The sequence below is a fragment of the Candidatus Binataceae bacterium genome (assembly GCA_035650475.1).
GTDB lineage: Bacteria > Desulfobacterota > Binatia > Binatales > Binataceae > JAKAVN01.
Map to the genome: position 1 here is coordinate 231,711 of DASRHP010000010.1, position 22,907 is coordinate 254,617.

At 68.3% G+C, this 22,907-nt stretch carries 16 protein-coding genes; 10 read left to right on the forward strand and 6 right to left on the reverse strand.

The window, feature by feature from the left end; translation table 11 throughout:
* Positions 1-9: 9 nt before the first annotated feature.
* The 5 genes from VFB33_11255 to VFB33_11275 form a co-directional block, all read right to left on the reverse strand.
* Positions 10-3,537: a UvrD-helicase domain-containing protein gene (locus VFB33_11255; GenBank protein HZO82259.1), complete on the reverse strand. Its 3,528-nt coding sequence runs from the start codon at positions 3,535-3,537 to the stop codon at positions 10-12.
* Positions 3,534-6,827, reverse strand: a complete 3,294-nt coding sequence (locus VFB33_11260) for a PD-(D/E)XK nuclease family protein (protein ID HZO82260.1) — start codon at positions 6,825-6,827, stop codon at positions 3,534-3,536. Before VFB33_11260 ends, VFB33_11255 begins: the two co-directional genes overlap by 4 nt.
* A gap of 133 nt (positions 6,828-6,960) precedes the next feature.
* The gene (locus tag VFB33_11265) at positions 6,961-7,803 is read right to left on the reverse strand and encodes an MOSC N-terminal beta barrel domain-containing protein (GenBank protein ID HZO82261.1); all 843 of its coding nucleotides are present in this window, start codon (positions 7,801-7,803) and stop codon (positions 6,961-6,963) included.
* Between the two features lie 58 nt (positions 7,804-7,861).
* Positions 7,862-8,704 carry a DUF2231 domain-containing protein gene (locus tag VFB33_11270; protein HZO82262.1) on the reverse strand — a complete coding sequence of 281 codons (843 nt, stop codon included), beginning with the start codon at positions 8,702-8,704 and terminating at the stop codon, positions 7,862-7,864.
* A 181-nt stretch (positions 8,705-8,885) separates the two neighbouring features.
* On the reverse strand, positions 8,886-10,745 hold the full coding sequence (locus VFB33_11275) for a hypothetical protein (protein ID HZO82263.1): 1,860 nt from the start codon (positions 10,743-10,745) through the stop codon (positions 8,886-8,888).
* A 213-nt stretch (positions 10,746-10,958) separates the two neighbouring features.
* On the opposite strand from VFB33_11275, the gene VFB33_11280 reads away from it, so the two are divergent.
* From VFB33_11280 to gor, 8 genes are all read left to right on the forward strand, one after another.
* Complete coding sequence (locus tag VFB33_11280; protein HZO82264.1) at positions 10,959-12,674, forward strand: ABC transporter permease subunit; 1,716 nt, start codon at positions 10,959-10,961, stop codon at positions 12,672-12,674.
* Positions 12,675-12,713: 39 nt separating this feature from the next.
* Entirely contained in the window at positions 12,714-13,472 is a 759-nt protein-coding gene (locus VFB33_11285; GenBank protein HZO82265.1) for an ABC transporter ATP-binding protein, read from the forward strand.
* A complete protein-coding gene (locus VFB33_11290; GenBank protein ID HZO82266.1) occupies positions 13,472-13,972 on the forward strand; it encodes an AAA-associated domain-containing protein in 501 nt (166 codons plus the stop codon). The genes VFB33_11285 and VFB33_11290 overlap by 1 nt, the downstream gene beginning before the upstream one ends.
* A 92-nt stretch (positions 13,973-14,064) precedes the next feature.
* Positions 14,065-14,442 carry a limonene-1,2-epoxide hydrolase family protein gene (locus tag VFB33_11295; protein ID HZO82267.1) on the forward strand — a complete coding sequence of 126 codons (378 nt, stop codon included), beginning with the start codon at positions 14,065-14,067 and terminating at the stop codon, positions 14,440-14,442.
* A 350-nt stretch (positions 14,443-14,792) separates the two neighbouring features.
* Positions 14,793-15,350 (forward strand): nuclear transport factor 2 family protein, encoded by a 558-nt coding sequence (locus tag VFB33_11300; protein HZO82268.1) that lies wholly within the window; start codon positions 14,793-14,795, stop codon positions 15,348-15,350.
* A 105-nt stretch (positions 15,351-15,455) separates the two neighbouring features.
* Positions 15,456-17,399: a selenocysteine-specific translation elongation factor gene (gene selB / locus VFB33_11305; GenBank protein HZO82269.1), complete on the forward strand. Its 1,944-nt coding sequence runs from the start codon at positions 15,456-15,458 to the stop codon at positions 17,397-17,399.
* Positions 17,400-17,510: 111 nt separating this feature from the next.
* Positions 17,511-18,584, forward strand: a complete 1,074-nt coding sequence (selD, locus tag VFB33_11310; GenBank protein ID HZO82270.1) for a selenide, water dikinase SelD — start codon at positions 17,511-17,513, stop codon at positions 18,582-18,584.
* A 102-nt stretch (positions 18,585-18,686) separates the two neighbouring features.
* Positions 18,687-20,030, forward strand: a complete 1,344-nt coding sequence (gene gor, locus VFB33_11315; protein HZO82271.1) for a glutathione-disulfide reductase — start codon at positions 18,687-18,689, stop codon at positions 20,028-20,030.
* A 17-nt stretch (positions 20,031-20,047) separates the two neighbouring features.
* Here the strand turns inward: gor and VFB33_11320 are convergent, their stop codons facing one another.
* Positions 20,048-20,875 (reverse strand): DNA-binding domain-containing protein, encoded by an 828-nt coding sequence (locus tag VFB33_11320; protein HZO82272.1) that lies wholly within the window; start codon positions 20,873-20,875, stop codon positions 20,048-20,050.
* A gap of 118 nt (positions 20,876-20,993) precedes the next feature.
* Here VFB33_11320 and VFB33_11325 point away from each other — a divergent pair, with 118 nt between their 5' ends.
* Both VFB33_11325 and VFB33_11330 read left to right on the forward strand, forming a co-directional pair.
* Positions 20,994-22,010, forward strand: coding sequence for a glutathione S-transferase family protein (locus VFB33_11325; GenBank protein HZO82273.1), 1,017 nt, complete (start codon positions 20,994-20,996; stop codon positions 22,008-22,010).
* Positions 22,011-22,108: 98 nt separating this feature from the next.
* The gene (locus VFB33_11330; GenBank protein ID HZO82274.1) at positions 22,109-22,906 is read left to right on the forward strand and encodes an SDR family NAD(P)-dependent oxidoreductase; all 798 of its coding nucleotides are present in this window, start codon (positions 22,109-22,111) and stop codon (positions 22,904-22,906) included.
* Position 22,907: the final 1 nt, after the last annotated feature.

A 22,907-nucleotide genomic window follows, 5' to 3' on the forward strand; every position in this document is an offset into this window, starting at 1 on the left:
GCTCGCGGTTCAAACCAGCATCACGACGCCGCGCGCCGATGCGCCCGTCGCCTCGGCGATCGCGCGCAGGTAGATCAGGAGCTGCACTCGATATTCTTCCAGACGCGGCGCGATGTCGGCCTCGGTCTTGAAGTCCACCACCACCCATCGCTGGCACCCGTCCGCACGCTCGGGAAAGGCGAGGTCCGCGACGCCCTCGATTGTGAGGCCGTCTTCGGTCTTCATCACGAGAGCGCACTCGCGGCGCAACGCTGCGCCAGCGGCGGCCGCCGCGCGGATCAGCGGTGAACGGAGCGCCGTCGCGACGGCCTCGCATGCGGCCGCGACTTCGGCGTCGTCGGCGCCGAGCATCCGGGCGAAGAAGTGCGCGGCCTCCGCGATCGCCTGCGCGTCGGCGTCGAGCGCGACGCGCGAGAGCATCGCGTGGACCAGCGAGCCGAAACGCGCGCCGCGCGGACGGGCGCAATTGCGCTCGACTTGCACGAATTCGATTCGGGCCGGGTCGCCAAGCCACGCGGGCCGTGCGTCGCTCTCGACGATTCGCGCCGCAAGCTCGGTTGCGGCCACTACTTTGAACGTTTCGGTCGCGCCCTCGGCGCGCACGCGCGCGCGCCGTTCCTGCCATCGCGCATGCTCCTCGGCACCCTGCGAGGCAACCCGCGCGCCCTCGTCGGCCGTCAGCAGCCGGCTTTGCCTGAGCCCCATCGTCTCGCGCACGTCGAGCCTGAGCCGCGACGGATCCCACCAGACGACGCGATGGTCGCCGGCCTGTGGGCGATGAAGCCCGGGGGCAACCACGCGCGACTTGGGCGGCGCCTTGGGCGGACGGACCATCAGCGTATCGTCCCCAAACGCGGGACATCCGAGCGGCGTGGTTTCCAGCGGCGCGCGCCAGTCCTTCTCGGCCGGGTAGATCACCGGAGCAAGCTTGCCGAGCCATCCATCATGCGGCGCGGATCCGACCGCCGGCACGATCAACAAGTCGCGCGCGCGCGTCGCGGCAACGTAAAGCAGGCGTATCGCCTCCTCGCGGTCGCGGCGGATCTCCTCCTCGGCGTGGTCGAGCAGTTCGCGGGGGGCATGGCCGCCGAGGCGCAGCGCGCACAGCCCGCGCTCCGGATCGACCCATCGATGGGCTTCGCCGGCGGTCTCGTTGCAGGTCAGGTCGGCGAGCAGGACCACCGGGAATTCGAGGCCCTTGGCGCGATGGACGGTCATGATCCGCACGCCCTCGGCGCCTTCCTCGACCACCGGCGCGTCGGCGCTTTCCTCGCGCTCGGCGCGCGCCTCGAGCTCCTCGACGAAGCCGCGAAACGAGCGCGCGGCGCGCCGCACCTCGTAACGCCGTGCGAGATCCATCAGGCGCATCACGTTGGCCAGCGCCTGTTCGCCGGTGGGCCAGATCGCCAACGCCGCGTGGGCCCGCACTTCGGCGAGCAGACGCGCGATAGTCTCGGCGATCGGACGGCGGTTGCGGCCGCGGCTGAGCTCGCGCAGCACCTTGAGGGCGCCGCTGACCTCGGCCAGCGCGGGCGGCAGCTCGGCGGGCAGCCTGCGGAACGGATGGAGCGAGCCGACGGCATGGCGGAAGGAGAGCAGCGCGGCGTCGTCGAGCGCGAAGAGCGGGCCGCGCAGGGTCGCGAAGACGGCCAGCTCATCGTCGGGCCGCTCGATCGCGCCGAGCGCGTTGCGTATGGCCTCGACCTCCTCGCGCGCATTGAACGAGCCGCCCTTGATGAGCACATGGGGGATATGGCGCGCCTCCAACGCGCGCACGTAGGGACGCGTCACGTCGCGCCCGAAGCTCGTGAAGCGCCGGAAGAGCACGCAGATGTGCCGCGGGCGGATCGCGACGCGCCGCGCCGGCGCGTCGCGCTCGGTTACCGTCCATCCGCTTTCCTCGACCAGCCAGCGGACGAAGGCGCCGACCGCGTCGGGCAGCGACTCGTCGATCTGCCGCTTGGTCACGTAGCCGCGCTCGTTGAGCGGCGCGGGCACCGGCAGCACGACGGTCGCCGGCTGCGTCGGGCAGTCGTCGCGAAAGCGATCGAGCGGCGAGTAAGCGGGCTGGCTCGCCGACTCGGCCGGCATCAGGGGCGCGAAGGCGGCGTTGATCGCGCGCTGAAGCTCGGGTGTCGCGCGGAAGCTGACCGTGAGATGCTCGAGCTCGGCGCCGCGCTCCAGCAGGCGGCGCTTGACCTCCTGGTAGAACGCCACGTCGGCGCGCCGGAAGCGATAGATCGACTGCTTGGGATCGCCCACGATGAAGAGCTTGCCCGGCGCCGGGCGCACGCGCCGCCAGTCGCTTTCGGCAGGATCGTCGGCGGCGAGCAGAAGCAGGAGTTCGGCCTGGAGCGGATCGGTGTCCTGGAACTCGTCAACGAAGATGCGGCTTATGCGCGCCTGAAGGTCGGCGCGCACGGAAGCGTTGCCGCGCACGAGGTCGCGCGCGATGAGCAGCAGGTCGATGAAGTCAACGACGCCGGCATGCCGCTTGGCCTCCTCGTAAAAGCCTCTGAGCGGCCACAACTCCTCGCGCAGGAGCGGCGCGAGATTGGCGCCCGCAGCGTCGCGGAAACGCTCCAGCCGTGCGCGCAGCGCGGCGCGCCGCGCGATCACCGCGGCGCGCGCCTCGCCGGCGAACTCCTCGCCGTATCCACGCCAGCGCCAGCGCCCGTCGCCACCCCGCAGGAGTGCAAGCAGCGCAGCCTCGAGCGCGTCGTAGTCGCGGCCGCGCACGCTCTCGAGCCGGGTCGCCTCGTTGATCGGGCGCGCGATTTCCTCGAGCGCCTTGCGCAACCAATCGTCCGGTTCGCCGCGCGCCGCCAGCGCGCCGAGCGCGCGAATCTCCTCGACTAGGCCATCGATTGCGGAATCGCGATCGAACTCCTGACGCGCCCATGGCGCGCTGAAGTCGCGCCATTGCAAAAGCTCCCACGCTGCGGCCCGAATCGCGGGCCGCGGACCGTCGCGATCGAAGGCGTCGCGCCGACGCAGCAGGCGGCGCAGGCCCGGACCGGGCGCGCCCAGCGCCTGCTCGAACCAGCGGTCGAACGCGCCGTCGAAGAGTTCGGCGGCGACGTCGTCGGCCGCGACCTCGAACATGGGATCGACGCGCGCCTCGACCGGCCGCTCGCGCAAAAGGTCGGCGCAGAAGGAATGGATCGTGCCGATGCGCGCCTCTTCGAGCTGCCGCAGCGCGTCGGAAAGGCGTCCGCGCTCGGCCGCGCCGCGCGCCCGGTCGCCGCGGGCGCTCTCGATCTCAGCGCGCAGACGCAGCTTCAGCTCGCCGGCGGCCTTCTCGGTGAAGGTGACCGCGACGATCCGCCCGAGCTCGGCGCGTCCCTGGGCGAGCGCGGCGACGATCCGATGAACCAGCGCGGTGGTCTTGCCGGTGCCCGCGGCGGCCTCGACGATCAGGGTCGCGTCGAGATCATTGCGGATACGATCGCGCGCGCGCTGATCGGCAAGCGCCCCGCCGGTGGCATGCGCAAGCGAGCCGCTCTCGGCCGTCTCGCGATCGGGCGCTTCGTTCATCGCTGGCTGCGCAGTTTCTCGAGCGAGGCGAGGCGCGCCGCCGGCTTGAGCGCCGTGCGTAGCTCCTCGTACGGCCCACACACCATCCGATAGTCGCACCACTCGCACGCGCCTGCGGCGGGCGCCGCGGGCAGGAAGCCGTCGGCGATCGCGCCGTTCACGACAGCGGCGAATTCTCCCGCCGCCTCGCGCGCCGCGGCGTCGAGCGCGACCACGCGCTCCTCGTAGCCGCCGCGCGAAGTGCAGTAGTACAGGCGGCCCGACTCGACCGGCTCCTTCAGCAGCTTCTCGGCGGCGAGCGCGTAGAGCACCGGCTGGAGGAAGCGGCCACCGCCGATAACCACGTCGGCGGGCGCGTCGGCCTTGCCGCTCTTGTGATCGGTGACGCGCAGCCGCCCGTCGTGCGCACGCTCGACCAGGTCGATCGAGCCGCGCAAACTGAGCGCGATCCGTGGCCCGCTCGTCGGACCAAGCGCAAGCGCAACCGGCTCGGCGCGGCTTGCGGGGTCGGCCTGCTCGCGTCCCTCCAGGCCGAAGGCGAGCTCGCAGCGCTCCGGCGTCCATCGCTCGGGATCGTCGGCGGCGCGGCGGAGCCACTCCCGCAGGTCGGCGCGAATCGCGTCGATCGCGTCGTTCCATACACGTTCGATCGCCGGAGCGAGCCGCTCGTGCCAATTGTGGGCGACCTCCTCCAGGGTCCGATCCATCTCGGACAGGATTCCGTCCAGCGCCTCGCGAGCGACCGGCAGCCGGCCCGCCGCGCGCAGGCGGGTGAGCAGCTCGAACTGGACCTCGTGGAGCAGTGCGCCGCGCGTGAGCGGATCGATCACCTCGATCGCCTCGGCCTCCTCGCGCGGCTGGATCCGATGGATCGCGTAGAGCAGGAAGCGGTAGGGGCAGACGGCGTAGTGCTGGAGCGCGGTCGGCGAATAGGAGCGCGCGGAGAGCTGATGCCTGGCCAGGGCGGCGCGCGCCTCGGGCGCCGGATCGACGAGCCCGTCGGCGGGCGTCCATCGCCTGAGCCATCGCCGTGCCCGCGCGCGCAGAGCGCGCGCCAAATGCTCGTTGGCGCCGAGCAGATAGTGCGCTGCGCCGATCGTGGTTTCCGGATCCGCGTCCACCAGCCGTTCGAGCACAGCGAGATCGAACTCGGCCTCGTCGATCGCGTCGGCGGCCTGGCGCGGCGCCGGCCATCCCAGGCGCGCGGCCTGCTCGCTGGTCGCGCGGCGGGCGAGCTCGTCGAAGCCGGGCAGGCGTCCCTCGGCGGCGCGCAGGACTTCGAGCGCATAGAACGACGGCACGCGCGGCCGGCCCTGGTCGAGATCTATGCGCGGGTAGGAGAAGAGCACGCGGCGGCGCGCGGCGCCGGCCGCAAGGCGCAGCGCGAGCCGTTCGGCGCCGGCGCGATCGGCCTGAAGCTCCAGCCCGTGTCCGAGCCGTTTGCGCGCCGCGTCGAGCAGGATCGGATCCTCGATGAGCTTTTTAGGGAAGATGCGCTCCGTCAGCCCGGGCACGATTACGACTTCGAAGCTGAGACCGCGGAGATCCTGCGTGGGCGCAACCAGCACTGCGCCGTAACGCCGGCGCGGCGGCGGCGCTTCGAGCCGTCCCAGCCGTTCGGCCAGTACCTGGCGCACCTCATCGAGACTGACCGGCCCCACGGGCGCCATCGGTTCGAGCTCGGCCAGCGCGGCGAGAACGGGGGCGGAATCGCGCACGGCGAGATGAGTGAGCGCGCGCAGATGAACCAGCCATTCGCCCCATGCCGCACGCTGCGGCAGCGCCGCGAGCGCGTCGATCTGCGGCATCGCGACGGCGCGCAGATGTTCGAGGTCGATGAGACGGCGATCGAACGCTTTGGCGCGGGCGTCGTCCTCGACCAGCTCGCGACGCTTCATTGCGAGTTCTTCACGCAGGCCGTCGAGCCTTCGTTGCCAGCGCTCGCGGCTGCCGATCACCGACGCGTCCACCAGCAGCCGCTCCCATCGCCAGGGCGCGCGCAATGTGCCCTCGACCACGGGCACCGGGTCGTCGTCTTCGATTTCGACCGGCGAGGCGCTGGCGTTGTCACTCGTTGTAAGTTCAGGGGCCGTGGCGCCTGCTGTCTCCAGATCGGGCGCGACAAAAGGACGTTCATTGCCGCGCCGGGGGTCGGGTACCTGCGCCAGCGACAGGTACTCGGCCCATCGGCGCGCCGACAGCCGTTCGGCGGCGCAGGCCAGCAGCGCGAGCAGCGCGCGCCCGCCCGGCTCGGGACGGCTGGCGCCGCGCGCGAAACTGGTGGGGATGGCGGCGCGGCCAAGGGCTTCTTCAAGATATGGTACGTAGCGCGCGGGCGCATGCAGCGCCACGGCGATCTGATCGAAGGGGATGCCGCGCGCGGCCTCGGCGAGGATACGCCGCGCGACCTCCACGCACTCCTGCATCTCGCCCGGCGCCGAGACGACCTCGACGCTGTCGTCGAGCGAACGCTCGGGCGGCGTCTCCTCGCTGAACAAGTAGTCCTGCAGCCGCGCCAGCGACGGGGCCGCGGCGGCGTCGACGCGCAACGCCGCTTCGGGCGCAACGCCGAACGCCGCTTCGAGCATCGCGGCGCTTACCCCATCGCCATGCGGCACGGTGGCGAGGACGCTGGGCGAGCGCACTGCCAGCGCGGCGAAAAAGTCGCGTTCAAGGGCCGAAGCGACCGCGACGTCGAGGAGCAGGAGCGGCATCGCGCCGTAGCGCGTGGCTTCGTCCGAGCCATTCATCGCGGCGGCGGTCGCAATTTTCAGCATCGCCGCACGGTCGACCAGCCGCGCCTCGGCAAGCTCGGCCTCGAACTGGCGCAGCATCGCCGCCAGCGGCGCGCCGATTTCGTCGAGCGCTTGAAGCTCTTGGGCGCCGACACCGGCCATCCTGAGTTCACTCAGCGTGCGTGCGAGCGCGCCGGGGAATCCTGGCCGGTCCGCGACCGGTGCGAAATAGCCGAGCCCGCCGCCGGCGGCTAGCTTGTGAACCGCACGCGCAGCCACGGCCTCGACGCTGAGGCCGCTAACCGGCGCGAGACCCTCGCGGAACAGCGCGTCGGCGCACAGCGCGCCGACCAGCCGCGTCGGAGTGAAGCGATTGATCCCGAAGAGCGCGCGGCGGCCGGCGACCGCGCGTACGAGATCGTCGGCGGCGCTGTGGCGCGCCGCCACCACGATCGTTTGGCCTTCCGGCGGTAGCGCGTCGAGCCATCGCGCAGCCGCTTCGAGCCGAACGGCGGCGCGCGGCGAGATTACAATCGAGCGGCGGAAAGCAGTCATCGCGTACGGCCGGCTCGCCCGGCAACCGGGCCGGCCCGCCTCAATCGTCTGCCGCGTAAGCGTATGCCGCAAGCGCTGCGGCGCGGCTTAGTGCACAGCGTGGCGCTCGACGCGGGCAGAATGCAGTAGTGAGCTACTTGGCCAGTACGACCGCGTCGCCGACGCGTACCGTGCCGGGCGCGCCGATCGAAGCAAAGACGCCGAGTTTGGCCTTGTGATGCTGCGCGGCGGTGCGCAGGATCGCGAGGTCGCGCGGCAGCTCACTCTGCGCATGGGTCGTCATCACGCAGCGCAGCGCCGGCTGCATCGCCGTGATCTTCACCTCCGCGCCGACTTCGAGCACGCCGTCGAGCCATTCGTCCTCGACGAAGCCGCCGCTGTCGCCGCCGGTATCGACGAAGATGTTGGGTCGGAAGCGGCGCGGGTCAAGCACCGAGTTCGGTCCGCACAGCCGCTTCATGTGCATAACCGAGCCGCTGGCGAGTACATGGACCGCCGCCGAATCGAAGAATGCTCCGCGCATCAGGGCGAAGGTGCCGGGCAGCGTCTGGCGGGTCAGGCCGGGAAAGATCTGTTCGACCGGAACGTCGGCGAAGATCGTGTTTGGATCGATCTCGCCGCGCGCATGCTCGTCGGGTTGCGCGGTCACCAGGCGCACCGGGCGTCCGAGCGTCGCCGACAGCCGTTCGGAGGCGTCCGGGTCGGCAGCGTGGATTCGCGTGCCGTCGGGAAAAACGATCGTTACCGGCGCGAGCGCTCCGGGCGCCGGCGCTGAATCGTAGCCGGCGCGAAAGCCCAGCATGTTCGGCCATTTCTTGGCGGTCGTGATCCCGCCCGAAGCCTCGCGCAGCGCCCAGGCGCGATCGCCGATCGCGCCGTTGGGCGTGAGCGGCAACTCGTCGAGCTTCTCTCCCAGCATCGACTTGACCGGATAGCGGTAAAGCGCGCTGACCACTCCGACCTTGCGCCGTTCCATCGTGCGTTCCTTTCCCAGGCAGATTACCATGTGCGCGCCGCGGGGTCGCGCGAGCGGGCTACAAACTGGTCGCGCCTGGATGCGGGTCGGGCGGACGTATCGTGGTGCCAGGCGCGGCCCCGGGCGCGGTGCTCGACGCCTTCAGATCGTCCGCCTTTGAAGTGGAACCGCCTGCGGTCGCGGAAGCGCTTGGAGCTGCCGCCGGGCTTGGCGCAGCAGAGGGTAGCGCGGCAGCGGGGGTCGACGGGGACGCCGACGGAGTGGCCGCGCCGGCACTGCCGCTCTCCGCAGGAGTCGCGGCGGGCGCGGTAGCCGAAGCGCCAGCCGCGGGCGTGGCGCCTGCGGCCGGAACGTACACTGTCGGAATCGGCGTGGCAGGCCCACTCGGCGTTTCGCTTGCCGCTGGCGTCGGCTGGGACGCGCCGGCGAAGGTGGCGGTGCCGACGCCGTAGTCGTAGACCAGCGCGCCGCCGAGATAACCCTGGTACGAAACAAGGATAAGTGCGGCGACCGAGACGATTAGATAGAGCGGACGCGAGCTCGCGATGAAGCCGAGCACCTGCACGCCGATCCGCCATACGGCGAGCGCCGTGATGACCCATGGAATGATGTCGTCACCGAGCCAGGCGTGGCGCTTGAGGACATCGAAGGCGGGACCGTCGGCGGCTTTGACCGCCTTCCATACCTTGTCGGCTTCCCATCCGCCGGTCACGCTGGAGCCCCATGCCGCTCCCGCCGCCACGATCATCAGCGCGAGCGCCGCGTAGCGCAGCCACAGCCGGTTCGAGAACAGGCTGGCGACAAGGTCGGCGACGACCGCGAGCACGAAGATCGCGACCGTGAAATGGTCGATTACCGGATGGATGTGCCACTGCTGAATAGTGGCGAGCAGGCTTTGCATCCCGGACGTCCTTTGGCGAAACGGTTACCCCGCCCGCGTGCGTCGGTTTACGCCATGCGCAGCAGGCCGTGGCGGTTTTGGTCTTTATTACAGAGCGGCGCACGTCGCGCAAATCGCCTTGGGCGAAGCACGCGCAATTGTGCGGTCTCGCTCTTCGATGACGAGAAGAATCGGCTAGCGGCTAGACCGGCGGGCCGGAAGACGGAGTACCGGATGGCGAAGCTGTTGGCGAGGGCGCTGCCGACGGCGACGGGGCGACGCCGGGCGTTGGGACGGATATCGCGGCCGGCGTCGGCGCTGGCGCCACGGACGGTATGGGAGTTGCGGCAGGCGAAGCCGGGGGCGCCGCGCTGGGAGCCGTGGCGGGCGCGAAGATGACCGTCGCCGCGGTCGGGAGGCTGGGGCGCACGACGATCGTGGCGCGGTCGGTCTGAAGCGGACCCCATGCGCGCGCGCTTAGCAGGTAGTTCAAGGCGGCCGGCGGCGAGAGCGCCTCCCACCGCGGATGCCATGCGGCGGACAGCTCGAACTCATAACGTGCCTGCACGTCGACCTGCGGCAGGTTCGGCGCTTCGGCGCCGGCGACGACCGCCGAGGCGCTTGCGGCGTTGTCTGCAGGCGCGAACTCGCGCAGATACCATCGCAGCACCGGCGAGCCGTCGGCAAAGAAGACCCGCGCGCTGCGGGCTGGCAACTGACCGATCACTCGCGTGCATTCCTGCCGGGCCTGAAGGGTGGTAACCGGCGCGGTCCAGAAGAGCAGCGCGGTGCGTGCCCACGGCGCCTGGCTGGCGTCGGGGGCATAAAAGACAAAGCTGTTGGCGGCCTGCACGTAAAGTGTCAGCAGCGCGAGCACGGCGAGCGGATAACGGATGACAGTCCACGCCGGCGCGTGATGGAGGTAGTCGATCGCGACGGCGCCGAGCAACGCCATCGGTACGATCATCTGGAGCACAAGCGCCGGCGAGCGCTGCGGCGTCCAGAGATAGAAGGCAACCGCCACCAGGCTCCAGATGAGCGCGCCCGTCGCCAGGCGCGACCGCACGCGTATCGTGACCACCGCGATCGCACCCGCCACGGCCAGAATCACGAGCAGGAACTCATAGAACGCGAATATCGGCAGATAGAAATTCAGCCCGGCCCTGAAGCCCGCTACGCCCGAGGGTGCAAAATTGATGTGCGCGGCCGCCACTACCGCGCCGAGTGGAGAGCGCGTCGCAAGCCCGCTCTCGAGCAGCGCCCACAGCGCCGCAGCCACCAGCACGCCGACGAAAAGCAGCGCCTTGCGCCGCGTCCACCACACCCGCACCTGGAGCATCGCGCGCCGGTCAGTTACGGCCCGCCCGAGGCCGATTACAGCAAGCGCGGCCAACATGAAGAGCGCGGTCATCATCGCGGGCGCGGCGGCACTCGCGAGCCCCAGACCAGCGGCCGCGCCGACTCCCGCCGCTCCGGCCGGCGTCGGCCTCTCGACAAGCTCGAGGAAGGCCGCAAGGGCGATCACTGCGAACGCAAGCGCGGGAACGATCGCCGCTGTGCTGCGCGCGAAATAGGCGGCGCTGGGCGAGAGCGCGATCAGCGCGGCAAAGGCGAGGGCGCCGGCGCGCCCCAGATGGCGGCGCATCGCGAGTGCCGCGCCAATCAGCAGCAGGCCGCTAAGCGCGTACGCGATGCGTGCGGCGAAGTCACCGGCGCCGAGACCTGCGAAGACCGCAGTCTCGGCCAGTTGAACCCAGCTCAGATGAGCGCCGACGGCGGCGTTGCCATGGAGCAGGGAGAGTTCGGTGAGCGCCTCGCTCGCCTCGGCGGGATCGAGCGGCCGCGCGCCGAGCATCAGCAGGCGGCTCACCACCGCCCAGCATGCCACCGCCGCCCATCCCAGATGCTCGGCCGTAAGGACGAAGAGCGCGCGCCCAAGGCGTTCGGCCGAGTGATCGCGGACCGCTTCGGGCGCGGCTTCGACGGCTTCGAACTCTTCCAGCGTGCCGAGCTCGACTCCGAGCCGCCATTCGTCGATTTTGCCCTTACCTTGGGAGGCCACCCTGCAAAGCAGCTATTCGGGCGCCGCCCGCTTGTCAACGCGCCGTGCGCGCGGGCTAAGCGATTTATCAACCGCCTGCCCCCGCTGCGGGCGACTCATGCTATCAGCCAGCGCCATGGCGGCTTGGCCGCGGCACATCGCTTGCCTGACCGTCGTGCTTGAGCGCGCGGGGCGCTATGCTGGAAAATTCGCTGTCCGGACGGCGAGCCAGGCATGAACGCGCGCAGGCTAATCAGCGGAGCGGTTTCGATACTGATCGTGGCGGCGCTGCTCGCGCTGTTTTTCAGCTTCCGCGCCCACGCCCCCCATCTGCACGGGCCGCGCTTCAGCGTCTCGGTCCGCCAGCTGCCGTACTATGCCTTCTGCTCGTTCTACCGCATGCTGGCGGCGTATGTGCTGGCGATGGTGTTCTCGGTCGCCTACGGGATGGCCGCAGCGCGCGGGCGGAGGTGGGAGCGGGTGATGATCCCGGCGATTGATATCGCGCAGTCGGTGCCTGTTATCGGCTTTTTCCCCGCCGCGGTCTATTTCTTCGTCGCGCTCGCTCACGGCGGCCGGCTGGGGGTCGAGATGGCGGCGGTCTTCCTGATCTTTACCAGCCAGGCGTGGAATCTGGCGCTGGGCGTGTTCGAGTCGATGCGCACGATACCCGACGACTTGCGCCAGGCGCTCGAAGCCTTCGGCGCCAGCGCCTGGTTGCGTTTTCGCAAGCTGTCGTTGCCGGCCTGCGTGCCGAAGCTGGTCTACAACTCGATCCTGTCGTGGGTGGCTGGATGGTACTTCCTGATCGCGTGCGAGATCATCACCGTCGGCCCCTCGCACTACCGGTTGCCGGGTCTGGGCAGCTACCTGATGGAGGCGGCGGACCGCGGGCGCAGCGGGGAGATCATCGCCGGACTGACGATGCTGCTGTTGATCATCGTCCTGATGGACCTGATGGTATGGCAGCCGTTGACCGTGTGGGCGGAAAAGTTCCGCTACGAGTTTGCCTCAGGTGCCGCCGGCGAACCGATGGGCTCGCTAGGGATGCTGCACGCGCTGAGTGCGCTGGGCCCGGCGGTTTATCGCACCGCGCGCTTCGTGATACGGCCGCCGGCGGCGCTGCTGCGCGTGTTGCTCGCCGGCCTGCCGGCGCTTGATTCCACAACCCGCGCGCGCATTGCGCGCGCCGCTCGCGCCACCGGCTACGCGGCACTGATCGCGCTCTGGCTGATCTTCCTCTATGCGATTTTCAAGGGGCTCGCCGCCCTTGCCCACGCGCTCAGCGGACCGTGGCCGGACCAGGCGCGCTTGATTCCCGCCGCCACCGGCGCCTCGATCCTCCGGATCGTCGTCGCCTACTCGATCTCGCTCGGCTGGACGCTGCCATGCGCGCTCGCGGCGGCGGACAATGTGCGCTTTCGCCGGTGGCTGGCGCCGATTGCCGAGATTGTCGGTTCGATGCCGGCCACCGCGCTCTTCCCGCTTATCGTGCTGTTCGTGGTCGAGGTGACCGGCGGTATGAATCTCGCCTCGATCCTGCTGATCCTGACCGGCATGCAATGGTACCTGCTGTTCAACCTGCTCGCCGGCGTCAACCAAATCCCCGAAGACCTCAAGGAGGCGGCGCACGCCTATGGTCTGAACAGGTTGGCCATCTGGCGCAAGCTCACCGTGCCAGCGCTGGTGCCGTCGATCGTCACCGGCAGCATCACGGCGTGGGGTGGCGGCTGGAACGCGTTGATTCTGTCGGAGTACTTTTCCTATCGCGGCAAAACCTACAAGGTGCTGGGGCTGGGCGCGCTGCTCGACGCCGCGACCTACGAGACCGGCGACAGCATGATGATCCTGCTTAGCCTGCTTTCGATGGTCGTGGTAGTGGTAGGCTTGAACCGGCTGGTTTGGCGCAGGCTGTATAACGTGGCGACCGAACGTTACAGGATCGATTGACCCAAGGTGAGCGGCGATGTGTGACGATCCGCCAGAGCCATGGCCCTGCTCGAGCTCAGACAGGTTTCCAAGAGCTACCCCCACGCCAAGGGCAACCTGCGCGTGCTCAACGAGATTTCCTTCAGCGTCGAGCGTGGCGAATTCGTCGCGATCGTGGGGCCGTCGGGGTGCGGCAAATCAACTCTGCTCAGGATCATCAACGGGATCATTGCGCCGACCGCGGGCCAGGTGCTGTACAACGGCCAGCAGGTGGACGGCATCAACCCCGAATGCGCGATGGTTTTTCAGTCCTTTGCGCTGCTGCCGTGGCTGAGCGTGAAGGCCAACGTCGAACTCGGGCTGGAGGCGCGTGGCGTGCCGCCCGCCGAGCGCGAACGGTTGGCGACCCTGTATATCGATAAGGTGGGACTCGATGGTTTCGAGGAAGCCTACCCGCGCGAGCTTTCGGGCGGGATGAAGCAGCGGGTTGGGCTGGCGCGCGCGCTGGCGGTTGAGCCCGCGGTCTTGCTGATGGACGAGCCGTTCTCGGCACTCGACGCGCTGACCGCGATCGGCCTGCGCGAGGAACTGCTCGACATCTGGCAGGCGCCCGACAGCCCGGTCGAAACCATCATCATGGTCACCCACATCATCGAGGAGGCGGTCGAACTGGCGGATCGCATCCTTGTGCTCTCGGCCGGGCCCGGACGGCTGGCGGGCGACCTGAGGGTCGATTTGGCGCGCCCGCGCGACCGGCGCAGCGAACCTTTCAACAGCCTCACCGACAAGGTCTTCTCGCTTATCGAGGAGCGCGCTTGATGGCTCCGCCGGCGATCCATCCGATTCCTGACAGCCAGTTGCCATGGGTCTTCGGCTTGCTCGAGATGCTCGAGGACCGCGGCGGGCGCGAGGACGGCTACAAGATCGCACGCGACCTCAACTTCAAGTTTGCCGACCTGCTCAAGGTGATGAAGGCGGCCGAGATCCTCGGCCTGGTTTCGACCCCGGCGGGCGACGTGGTGCTCGAACCGCTGGGGCGCGAGTTCCTCGCCGCCGACGTCAACCAGCGCAAACGGATCATCCGCGAGCAGCTGCGCAAGCACACCCTGTTCGGATACCTGGTGCGCCTGTTGCGCGCGCAGGAGGATCACTCGCTCAACAAGGAGGTCGTGCTCGAACACCTGGCGATGCTGCTGCCGGACGAATCGCCTGAGCGGATGTTCGCGACCGTCGTCAACTGGGGCCGCTTCGCCGAACTCTTCGGCTACAACAAGGACGACGATCGCTTTTATCTCGACGAGGAAGGTGAGAAGGCGTAAGCGCGCCGGCGCGCGCGCAACTCGCGGCGCCGGTTGAGATATTTTGTGAAATAGTCAATAAGTCCCGGAGATTCGGAAGGAGAATATCCCCCATGAGCACCGAGAACGAAAGAATAGTCAATGAGTTCTGCAAGACCTGGTCGACACTCAATATCGACAAGGTAATGGAGTTCTTCGCTGACGACGCCGTTTACCATAATATCCCGCTCAAGCCCGCGCATGGCAAGGCCGAGATCCGCAAGGTCATCGACGGCTTCATGCCCGGAACCACGGCGCTGGAATTCAAGATCCTCAATACGGCAAGCGCCGGATCGGTTGTGTTCAACGAGCGCGTGGACTCCTTCACGGTCAACGGCAAGCATATCGCGTTGCCGGTCGCCGGAGTTTTCGAGCTGAGCGGGGGCAAGATCAGGGCCTGGCGCGACTACTTCGATCTGCCGACCTACGTCAACCAGATTAAGGGCAAATGACGCGGCGCAGGATCATCGTTGCGCCAATCGCGCGACGCGGCGGATTCTCCGAAGATTGCGGCCGGCCGCGATAAGCCGGCGGTTGAAGACCGCGGGGCGCCGCTCCCGTTGCAGGAAGCGGCGCCGCGGCGCGCATGGCGGGTTTGTTCGGTCCTGCGAACCGAAAAACGGCGACTTAACGATGGTCGCGGATGATGCCCGTGGCGAGCCGCTAGCGCGCTGGGATTCAGGTTGACCGCCATAGCGGAAATTTTCGACGCCCCAAGCGATGCGCGAGCAGATTGTTCTTGGGTCAGGTCGTGGCGACCTGATAAACCTCGACTTAATAGAGGCCGTCAGGGGAGCGCCAGGTGATCAATCCAGCGAAAGTGGCAGGTCTTATGGCGTTGACCGCGGTTGCCGTTGTCGTCAGCGGTGCGTTGGTGCGTGCCGACGAGCGGGCCGTGCGCGAGGCGCCAACCATTCTTGCCCAGAACGGAGAGGCTAACGGAAACGCCGCCGCGACCAGCGCAGCGTCCGCCACGGGGGCATGCGCCGCGCCCCATCAGTACGTCGATCTCATCAACGCGGGCCAGTACGACGAGATAGGCGGCTTGTTCGCGGAGGACGCCGTCTATATGGGACCGGACGGCAAAACCCGCTACGGCGCCAAGGCAATCGGCGAGTTCTACATTCACTTTCTCGGCGCGCTGAAGCCTCGGGTCAAGCCTGCCAGCTTCATCCAGGACGGCCACGACTGCGTGATGGAACTGACGAACCAGAACAAACTGACCGGCAAGTACTCGTTGGTAGCGATCGACCACTTCACGGTGAACGGGCAGGGCAAGATTTCGCGCTTCATCGTCTATCTGCGGCCGGGCGACCGCTTCACACAGACTATCAACGCCGCCCTCGCCAAGGTCCACTGAAGCGCGGACGCGCTGGCAGGGTCTTTCCCCTCTGCCGCGCCAGGTCTGGCCAAAGAGATGGGCTTTTGGCGGATGGGGCGATCGCGTTAGACTGCGATCCGCACCATGGCTGCCGGTATTGCCCATCATAACGTCACCCACGCCATCATCGGCACCGCCGGGCATATCGACCACGGCAAGACCGCGCTCATCAAGGCGCTCACGGGCCAAGACACCGACCGCCTCAAGGAGGAAAAGGAGCGCGGGATTTCGATCGATCTCGGCTTCGCCTACTTCACGCTGCCCGACGGCACCCGCGCGGGCGTGGTTGATGTTCCGGGTCACGAACGCTTCATCCGCAACATGCTGGCCGGCGCACACGGCGTCGACCTCGTCCTGTTCACGGTCGCCGCCGACGACGGCGTGATGCCGCAGAGCGAGGAGCACCTCGACATCCTTCATCTGCTGGGCGTCGGCCGCGGAATCTTCGTCATCACCAAGGCCGACCTCGCCGATGCCGCGCGGCTCGCTGAAGTGCACGAGGAGATCGAGCTGCTTGCCGACGGAACCCGCCTGGCCGGCGCGCCGATCATCGCAGTCTCCGCCCTGACCGGTGCCGGGCTCGACGGGCTGCGCGCCGAGATCGCGCGCGCGCTTGCGGGTTTCGAAGCGCGCCGGCGCACGGGCCTGTTCCGCCTCCCGCTCGACCGCGCGTTCACCATCAAGGGCCACGGGACGGTTGTTACGGGCACCGCGATGGGGGCCGAAGTGCGCGTGGGACAGAAGCTGCGCGTGCTGCCCGGCGGCGGAGAGGTGCGCGTGCGCTCGATCCAGGTCCATTCGGAGCCGGTGGAAAGCGCGGGGCTGTGCCAGCGGGTCGCACTGAACTTGAGTGGGGCCGAACGGATGGAGCTCAAGCGGGGCGACGTCGTCGTTGACGATCGGCTCGAGCTCACCACCACACGGCTGGACGCGCATCTGGAGCTGCGGCCGGCGGCCAGGCGCCCGCTCAAGAACAACGACCGCGTGCGCTTTTTTATCGGCACTGGCGAGACGATCGGCCGCGCGATTGTGCTCGAGGCGCCGGGCGAGATCGCGCCCAAGCATAGCGCGCTGGTGCAGCTCGTGCTCAACGATCCAGTAGTTGCGCTGGCGGGCGACCATTTCGTGATCCGCGACGAAACGAGCCGGCGCACGCTGGGCGGCGGCGTGGTGCTCAATCCGCTCGGGCGGCGCATGCGCAAACCGCTTGAGGCCTATCTCAAGCATCTCGCCGCGCTCGACGCCGCGCCCTCGCCGGACACGATCGAAGCACTGCTGAATTTGCAGGAGAGTCTGGCGGCCACCCCTGCGCGGATTGCGCAGTTGCTCAACGCGCCCGCGCGCGAGGTGGGCGAGACGCTGCGCGATCAGCGCTTCGTCAAACTCTCGCTCGGCGACGAGGAGGGCTTTACCACGGCGGCCAAATGGGAGGAGCTCAAGCGCTTCGCGCTGGCCGCGCTTACGGCCCATCATCAGGCCGAGCCGCTGTCGCCCGGGCTCGAGATGGAAGCCTTGCGCGAGCGCCTGCCCTACGAGGTGAGCGCGCGCGCCTTCCGTGCGCTGGTCGACCGGCTCGGGCGCGAGTCGGAAATCGTGCGCGAGGAGAGCGTGCTGCGCCTACGGGGCCATCGGGTGACCCTTGGCGGCGACGAAGGCCGGCTCGGCGCGCGACTGGAGGAGGCGCTGCGCCGCGCCGAGTTCCACCCGCCCGATCTCAAGCAGCTTGCCGACGAACTCAAGCTGCGCGGCGCCGAGCTCGGCCGGTTGCGCACGCTGCTCGGTGCCCTGGAGCGCGAGGGGCGGGTGGTCAAGATCGCCACCGACCTCTACTTCGCGCGCGAGCCGTTCGAGGCCGCGCGCCAGCGCCTGCTCGACCATCTGCGCACCGCGCCCGAAATCACCGCTGCGACATATCGCGACTTGCTCGGCGCGTCCCGCAAGTTCGCGATCGCGCTGCTCGACTACTTCGACCACGCGGGCCTAACCACGCGTGTCGGCGACGCCCGCCGCCTGCGCGCCCGTTCGTAAGTGGCCGTAGCGGCCTTCTGAGCGGGACAGGCCTCGGTGCCCCGCCGGACTGTACGGATGGCTGCGGGCGCGATTGGCGAGCGCGGCGGCTTGCGCCACAATAGGCCGTTGATGCCTGAAGACCGGGACAATAACCCGGCGCGTGGCGAGCTGATTCGGCTGACCGCGCGCTGCAAGGCGGCGGGTTGAGCCGGCAAGCTGGGTCCGGAGGACCTCGCCGCCGCGCTTAGCCGCTTCGATCCGGGAAGCCATCCCGATCTGCTCGTCGGTATCACCACCGGCGACGACGCCGGCGTGTTTCGCCTGCGCGAAGATCTGGCCATCGTCAACACGGTCGATTTCTTCACCCCTGTGGTGGACGACCCGTACACCTACGGCCAGATCTCTGCTGCCAATTCGCTCTCGGACATCTATGCGATGGGCGGGGTGCCGAAAACCGCGCTCAATATCGTGTGCTGGCCGCAATCGGGGCTGCCAGGCGAGATGCTCGGCGAGATTCTGCGCGGTGGGGCGGACAAAGCGCGCGAGGCGGGCGTCGTGGTTGTCGGAGGCCACAGCGTCGCCGACGAGGAGGTGAAGTACGGGATGGCGGTGACCGGCGTGATCGATCCACGCCGGATAATCCGCAACGTCGGCGCGCGCGTCGGCGACGCGCTGGTGCTGACCAAAGCCCTGGGCACGGGGACCCTGATGACCGCGTTCAAGCGCGACCGGCTCGCGCCCGAGCACTACGCGGCGGCCGTGCGTTCGATGAGCGCGCTCAACGCGGAAGCGGCAAGTGCGATGATGCGGTTCGAAGTTCACGCGGCGACCGATATCACGGGCTTCGGCTTCGCCGGCCACGCCGTCAAGATGGCCGATGGCAGCGGTGTGACGCTGCGGGTCGAGGAGTCCGATCTGCCGCTGTTGCCGGGAGCGCTCGAATGCTGCCGGGCGGGAATGATCCCCGGCGGCGGGCAGCGCAATCGCGAATTCTTCGGCCCGCGCGTGCGAATCTCGGACGAAGTGGCGGCCGAGATGGTAGAGATCGCTTTCGACCCGCAAACCTCGGGCGGCCTGCTGATCGCGCTGTCCGAGCGCGACGCGCTGGCGCTGCTTGCCGCGCTCCAGGCTGCCGGCATCGCTGACAGCGAGATCGTCGGCCGCGTGGTCGAGCAGGGCCCGTTCGCGATCGAACTGGTTTGACGATTCGATCGGCCCCGCAGAGCCGAGTGCGAGGCATCGCGCGCGCGATGCCGACTGCCCGCGCCGGCCACGGCCTCGCGCGCCAGAGGGAGTCCCGTTTCGATGTACGATTTTGATCTGTTCACGATAGGTGGCGGCTCGGGCGGTGTGCGTGCGAGCCGGATGGCGGCGGCGCACGGCGCAAAGGTGGCGATCGCGGAGGAGCGCTATCTGGGCGGCACCTGCGTCAACGTCGGATGCATCCCGAAAAAGCTCCTGGTTTACGCCTCCGAGTTCGGCGAGGCGTTCGACGACGCCGCCGGCTTCGGCTGGACCGTGGGCGAGCGCCGCTTCGACTGGGCCACGCTCATCGCCAACAAGAACCGTGAGATCGCGCGGCTCAACGGCGTTTACGAGCGGCTGCTGACCGAGGCCGGCGTGCGGATCATGCGGGCACGCGCGACCGTCGTTGATCCGCACACCGTGGCGGTCGGTGGCCGGCACTTCTCGACGCGCTACATTGTGGTCGCGACCGGCGGATGGCCGACCAAGCCGGCGATGCCCGGCGTCGAGCACGCGATCACCTCGAACGAAGCATTTTTCCTGCCCGCCTTGCCGCCGCGGATAATTCTTGTCGGCGGCGGCTATATCGCGCTTGAGTTCGCGGGCATCTTCCACGGACTTGGCGCTCAGGTGACCATCATCCATCGCGGGGAGTTGTTCTTGCGCGGCTTCGATGACGACGTGCGCCGCGCGCTGGCGGTTGAGATGAGCAAGCGGGGCGTCGAACTGCGCTTCAACCGCCAGGTGGCGGCGATCCAGAAGGCGAGTCGCGGCTTTGATGTTGCGCTCGACGACGGCGCGCGAGTCGAGGCCGACCTAATCATGTTCGCAACCGGGCGTGCGCCCAACACGCGTGGCATCGGTCTCGAGCAGGCGCAGGTTGCGCTTGACGGCGAGGGTGCGGTGCGCGTCGATTCCTACTCGCGTTCGTCGGTGCCCAGCATCTACGCGATCGGCGATTGCACCAATCGCAAGCAGCTGACGCCGGTAGCGATCGCTGAAGGTCGCGCCGTCGCCGAGACGTTGTTCAACAACAACCCGATGCGCCCGGATTACGAGAACGTTCCCTCGGCGGTGTTCAGCCAGCCCGCGATCGGCACCGTGGGCCTGACCGAGGCCCAGGCGCGCCAGCGCTACGGCGAAGTTGACGCCTACCGCACCGGGTTCCGGCCGCTCAAACATACGCTCAGCGGCAGGGACGAGCAGTGCTTCATGAAGCTGGTGGTCGAGCGCGCCGGCGGCCGCGTGGTGGGGGCGCACATGATGGGCGCCGAGGCGGGCGAGATCATCCAGGGGCTGGCGATCGCGCTCAGGTGCGGTGCGACCAAGGCGCAGTTCGACGCGACGATTGGAATCCATCCGACCGCCGCCGAAGAGTTCGTCACGATGCGGACCAAATCGTGAGCGCGACGGCGCGGTCTTCAGGCGGCTGAGAACAGGCCGTCGGCAAGCCATCGCCCGAGCAGGCGATTGATGAGCCCAACCGCGTCATCTCCCTCCGCCGCGGCGGCTACCGCCTCGCACATGGCCGCAAAGCTCGCACCCTCCGCGGCAAGTGTGAGTGCCGCGCGCTCGCCGGCTTCGAGCGCACGGTAGTGCACCAGGCCGTTCCGCCGCCACACCAACACGCTCGCCGGTGCGTGTGCCGGCTCATTCAGCCTGCGGCCTTCGTCGATATCGCGCCGCAACTCGTCAACGCGCCATTGACAATCGAGGATCGCGCTTGCCGGATGGCGCCGAAGCGCGAGCGCAGGCCATTGCGTGGGCGCAATCGCGCGTATCGCTTCGGCGCTCAGCGCTGGCGCGTCGGCGGCGTGAAAAATCTCGACCAGCGTCCGCTCCAGGCGGGCAAGCTGCGCGGCGTACGGCCATCGCGCGCGCATCGGATGGGTGGCGAGAAAGTCGGCGAGGTAGCGCCCCGCGTAAAAGATCGACGGTTCGGTCGGCGGATGCTCGACCAGGTAGCCTGTGATGAGGTTGTGAAAGTTGTCGGCGCCGACCACGGCGAGCGTGGCCGGGAAGTCCTCCTTGAGGCAGTCGAGGATGCGGTAGAAGTAGGCGTTGGCGTAAATTTCCAGCCGTCCGACGGCGCCGAGACGCTCATCGCCGACGATCACGTCGTCCAGCTCGCCAAGCGCGCCCGGCCTCGACTCGCGTTCGGCCGCCAGACCCTCAGCGACGCCGCCGGGCGCCGTGATCAGTCGATAGAGCAGCGCCTGGAGGTTTTTGAGATCATCGCCAGCCGGCATATGATCGAAAATGGGCGCTGGCGAATCCCTGGATTTGTTCGCTCACACCCACTCGTCCAATTTGCGCCGCGCTGAGGGCGCGCTCAAGCGGCGCGCGGCGCGCCCAGGAGAAGCCACGATGGGAATGCTGGTCGACGGCCGATGGCGAAGCGACGATATCCGGGGGACCGGCGGCCCGCATTTCGTTCGCCCGCAAACCACCTTCCGCAATTGGGTCACCGCCGACGGCCGCCCGGGGCCGAGCGGCGTGGGCGGCTTCAAGGCCGAGCCCGGCCGCTATCATCTGTACGTCTCGCTGGCCTGTCCATGGGCGCACCGCACGCTCATCGTGCGCAAGCTCAAGCGGCTCGACAGCGTGATTTCGGTTTCGGTGGTCGATCCGCTGATGGGCGAGCACGGATGGGCGTTCGGCGCGCCCGACGGCTCGCTGATGCCGGGCGCGACGCGCGACGCGATCAACGGTGCGCGCTATTTGCACGAGACCTACACGCGGGCGCGCCCGGACTACACCGGTCGGGTTACGGTGCCGGTGCTGTGGGATCGCGCAGGAGCGACGATCGTCAACAATGAGTCGTCCGAGATCATCCGGATGCTGAATTCGGCGTTCGACGCCTTCGGCGACGCGACGGTCGATCTCTATCCGGTACCGCTGCGTGCGGAAATCGACGCGCTCAACCAGACCGTGTATGACACGGTAAATAACGGCGTGTACAAGTGCGGCTTCGCGCGCAGCCAGGAAGCATACGAGGCGGTCTTCGCGTCGCTGTTCGAAACGCTCGACCGGCTGGAGCGGCGGCTTGCGCGTTCGCGCTACCTCTTTGGCGTGCGGAGCACCGAGGCCGACTGGCGATTGTTCACCACGCTGGTGCGCTTCGACGCGGTTTACTACAGCCACTTCAAGTGCAACCTCCGGCGCATCGTCGATTATCCAAACCTGTGGGGCTATACGCGCGACCTTTACCAGATCCCCGGTATTGCTGAGACGGTCAGCCTCGCGCACATCAAACGCCACTACTACGCCAGTCACGCCTTCCTCAATCCGACCCGGATTGTGCCGATGGGTCCGGCGATCGATTTCCAGGCGCCCCACGACCGCGCCCGGCTCGGCGAGCTGGCGGTAGCGGCTGGCCGATAGCGACGCGAGCAACGGGTGTTTGACGCGCGGCGGCGCGCCGGACAACGATGGACGCACGCCCCGGGGTGCGGGCGTCATTCCAGCGGAGGTGCGCAGCGATGCGATTCAAGGATCAGGTCGCGCTGGTGACCGGCGCGGGACGCGGGATCGGCAAGGCAATCGCGCTCGCTTTGGCACGCGAAGGCGCCGATATCGGGCTTGCGGAGATTGACGAACAAACGGCACAGGCAACTGCTGATGAAATCCGCGCGATGGGACGGCGTGCGTTCTTCAAGCTTGCGGATATCGGCGACTGCGCGCAGGCGCAGGGATGGGTGGCTGAAGCGGCGAGCGAGCTGGGCCGGGTCGATATTATGATCAACAACGCCGGCGTCGCCAAGGGACAGCCGTTCCTCGAAATCTCGCCCGAGAATTGGGAGAACCATCTGCGCGTCCATCTATTCGGCACGTTTTACTGTTCACAAGCGGCAGCCCGCGCGATGGCGCCGCGAAAGTACGGGCGGATCGTGTCGATGGCTTCGGTGGCGGGCCTCATGGGGCCCCTCGACCTTGCGCCGTACGGCGCCGCCAAGGCCGGAATAATCGGGCTGACGCGCGCGATGGCGCTCGAGCTTGCGGATTACGGGATCACGGCCAACGCGATTGCGCCGGGGCCGATCGACACCGAGATGGTCCGCGCCGCGTGGTCCCGGGAGGCCTACGAGGAGCGCGCCAATCATTCGCCGATAAATCGCTTCGGCAGCGTCGATGAGGTCGCGCGCCTGGCGACGTTCCTCGCTTCCCCGGAATCGTCCTATATTTCGGGCGCGGTGATGGTGATCGACGGTGGCGCGACGGCGGCGGGCTCCTACATGGTCGAAAAGTATCGCCGGCGCAAGGCTGCGGCGCGCAAGTAAC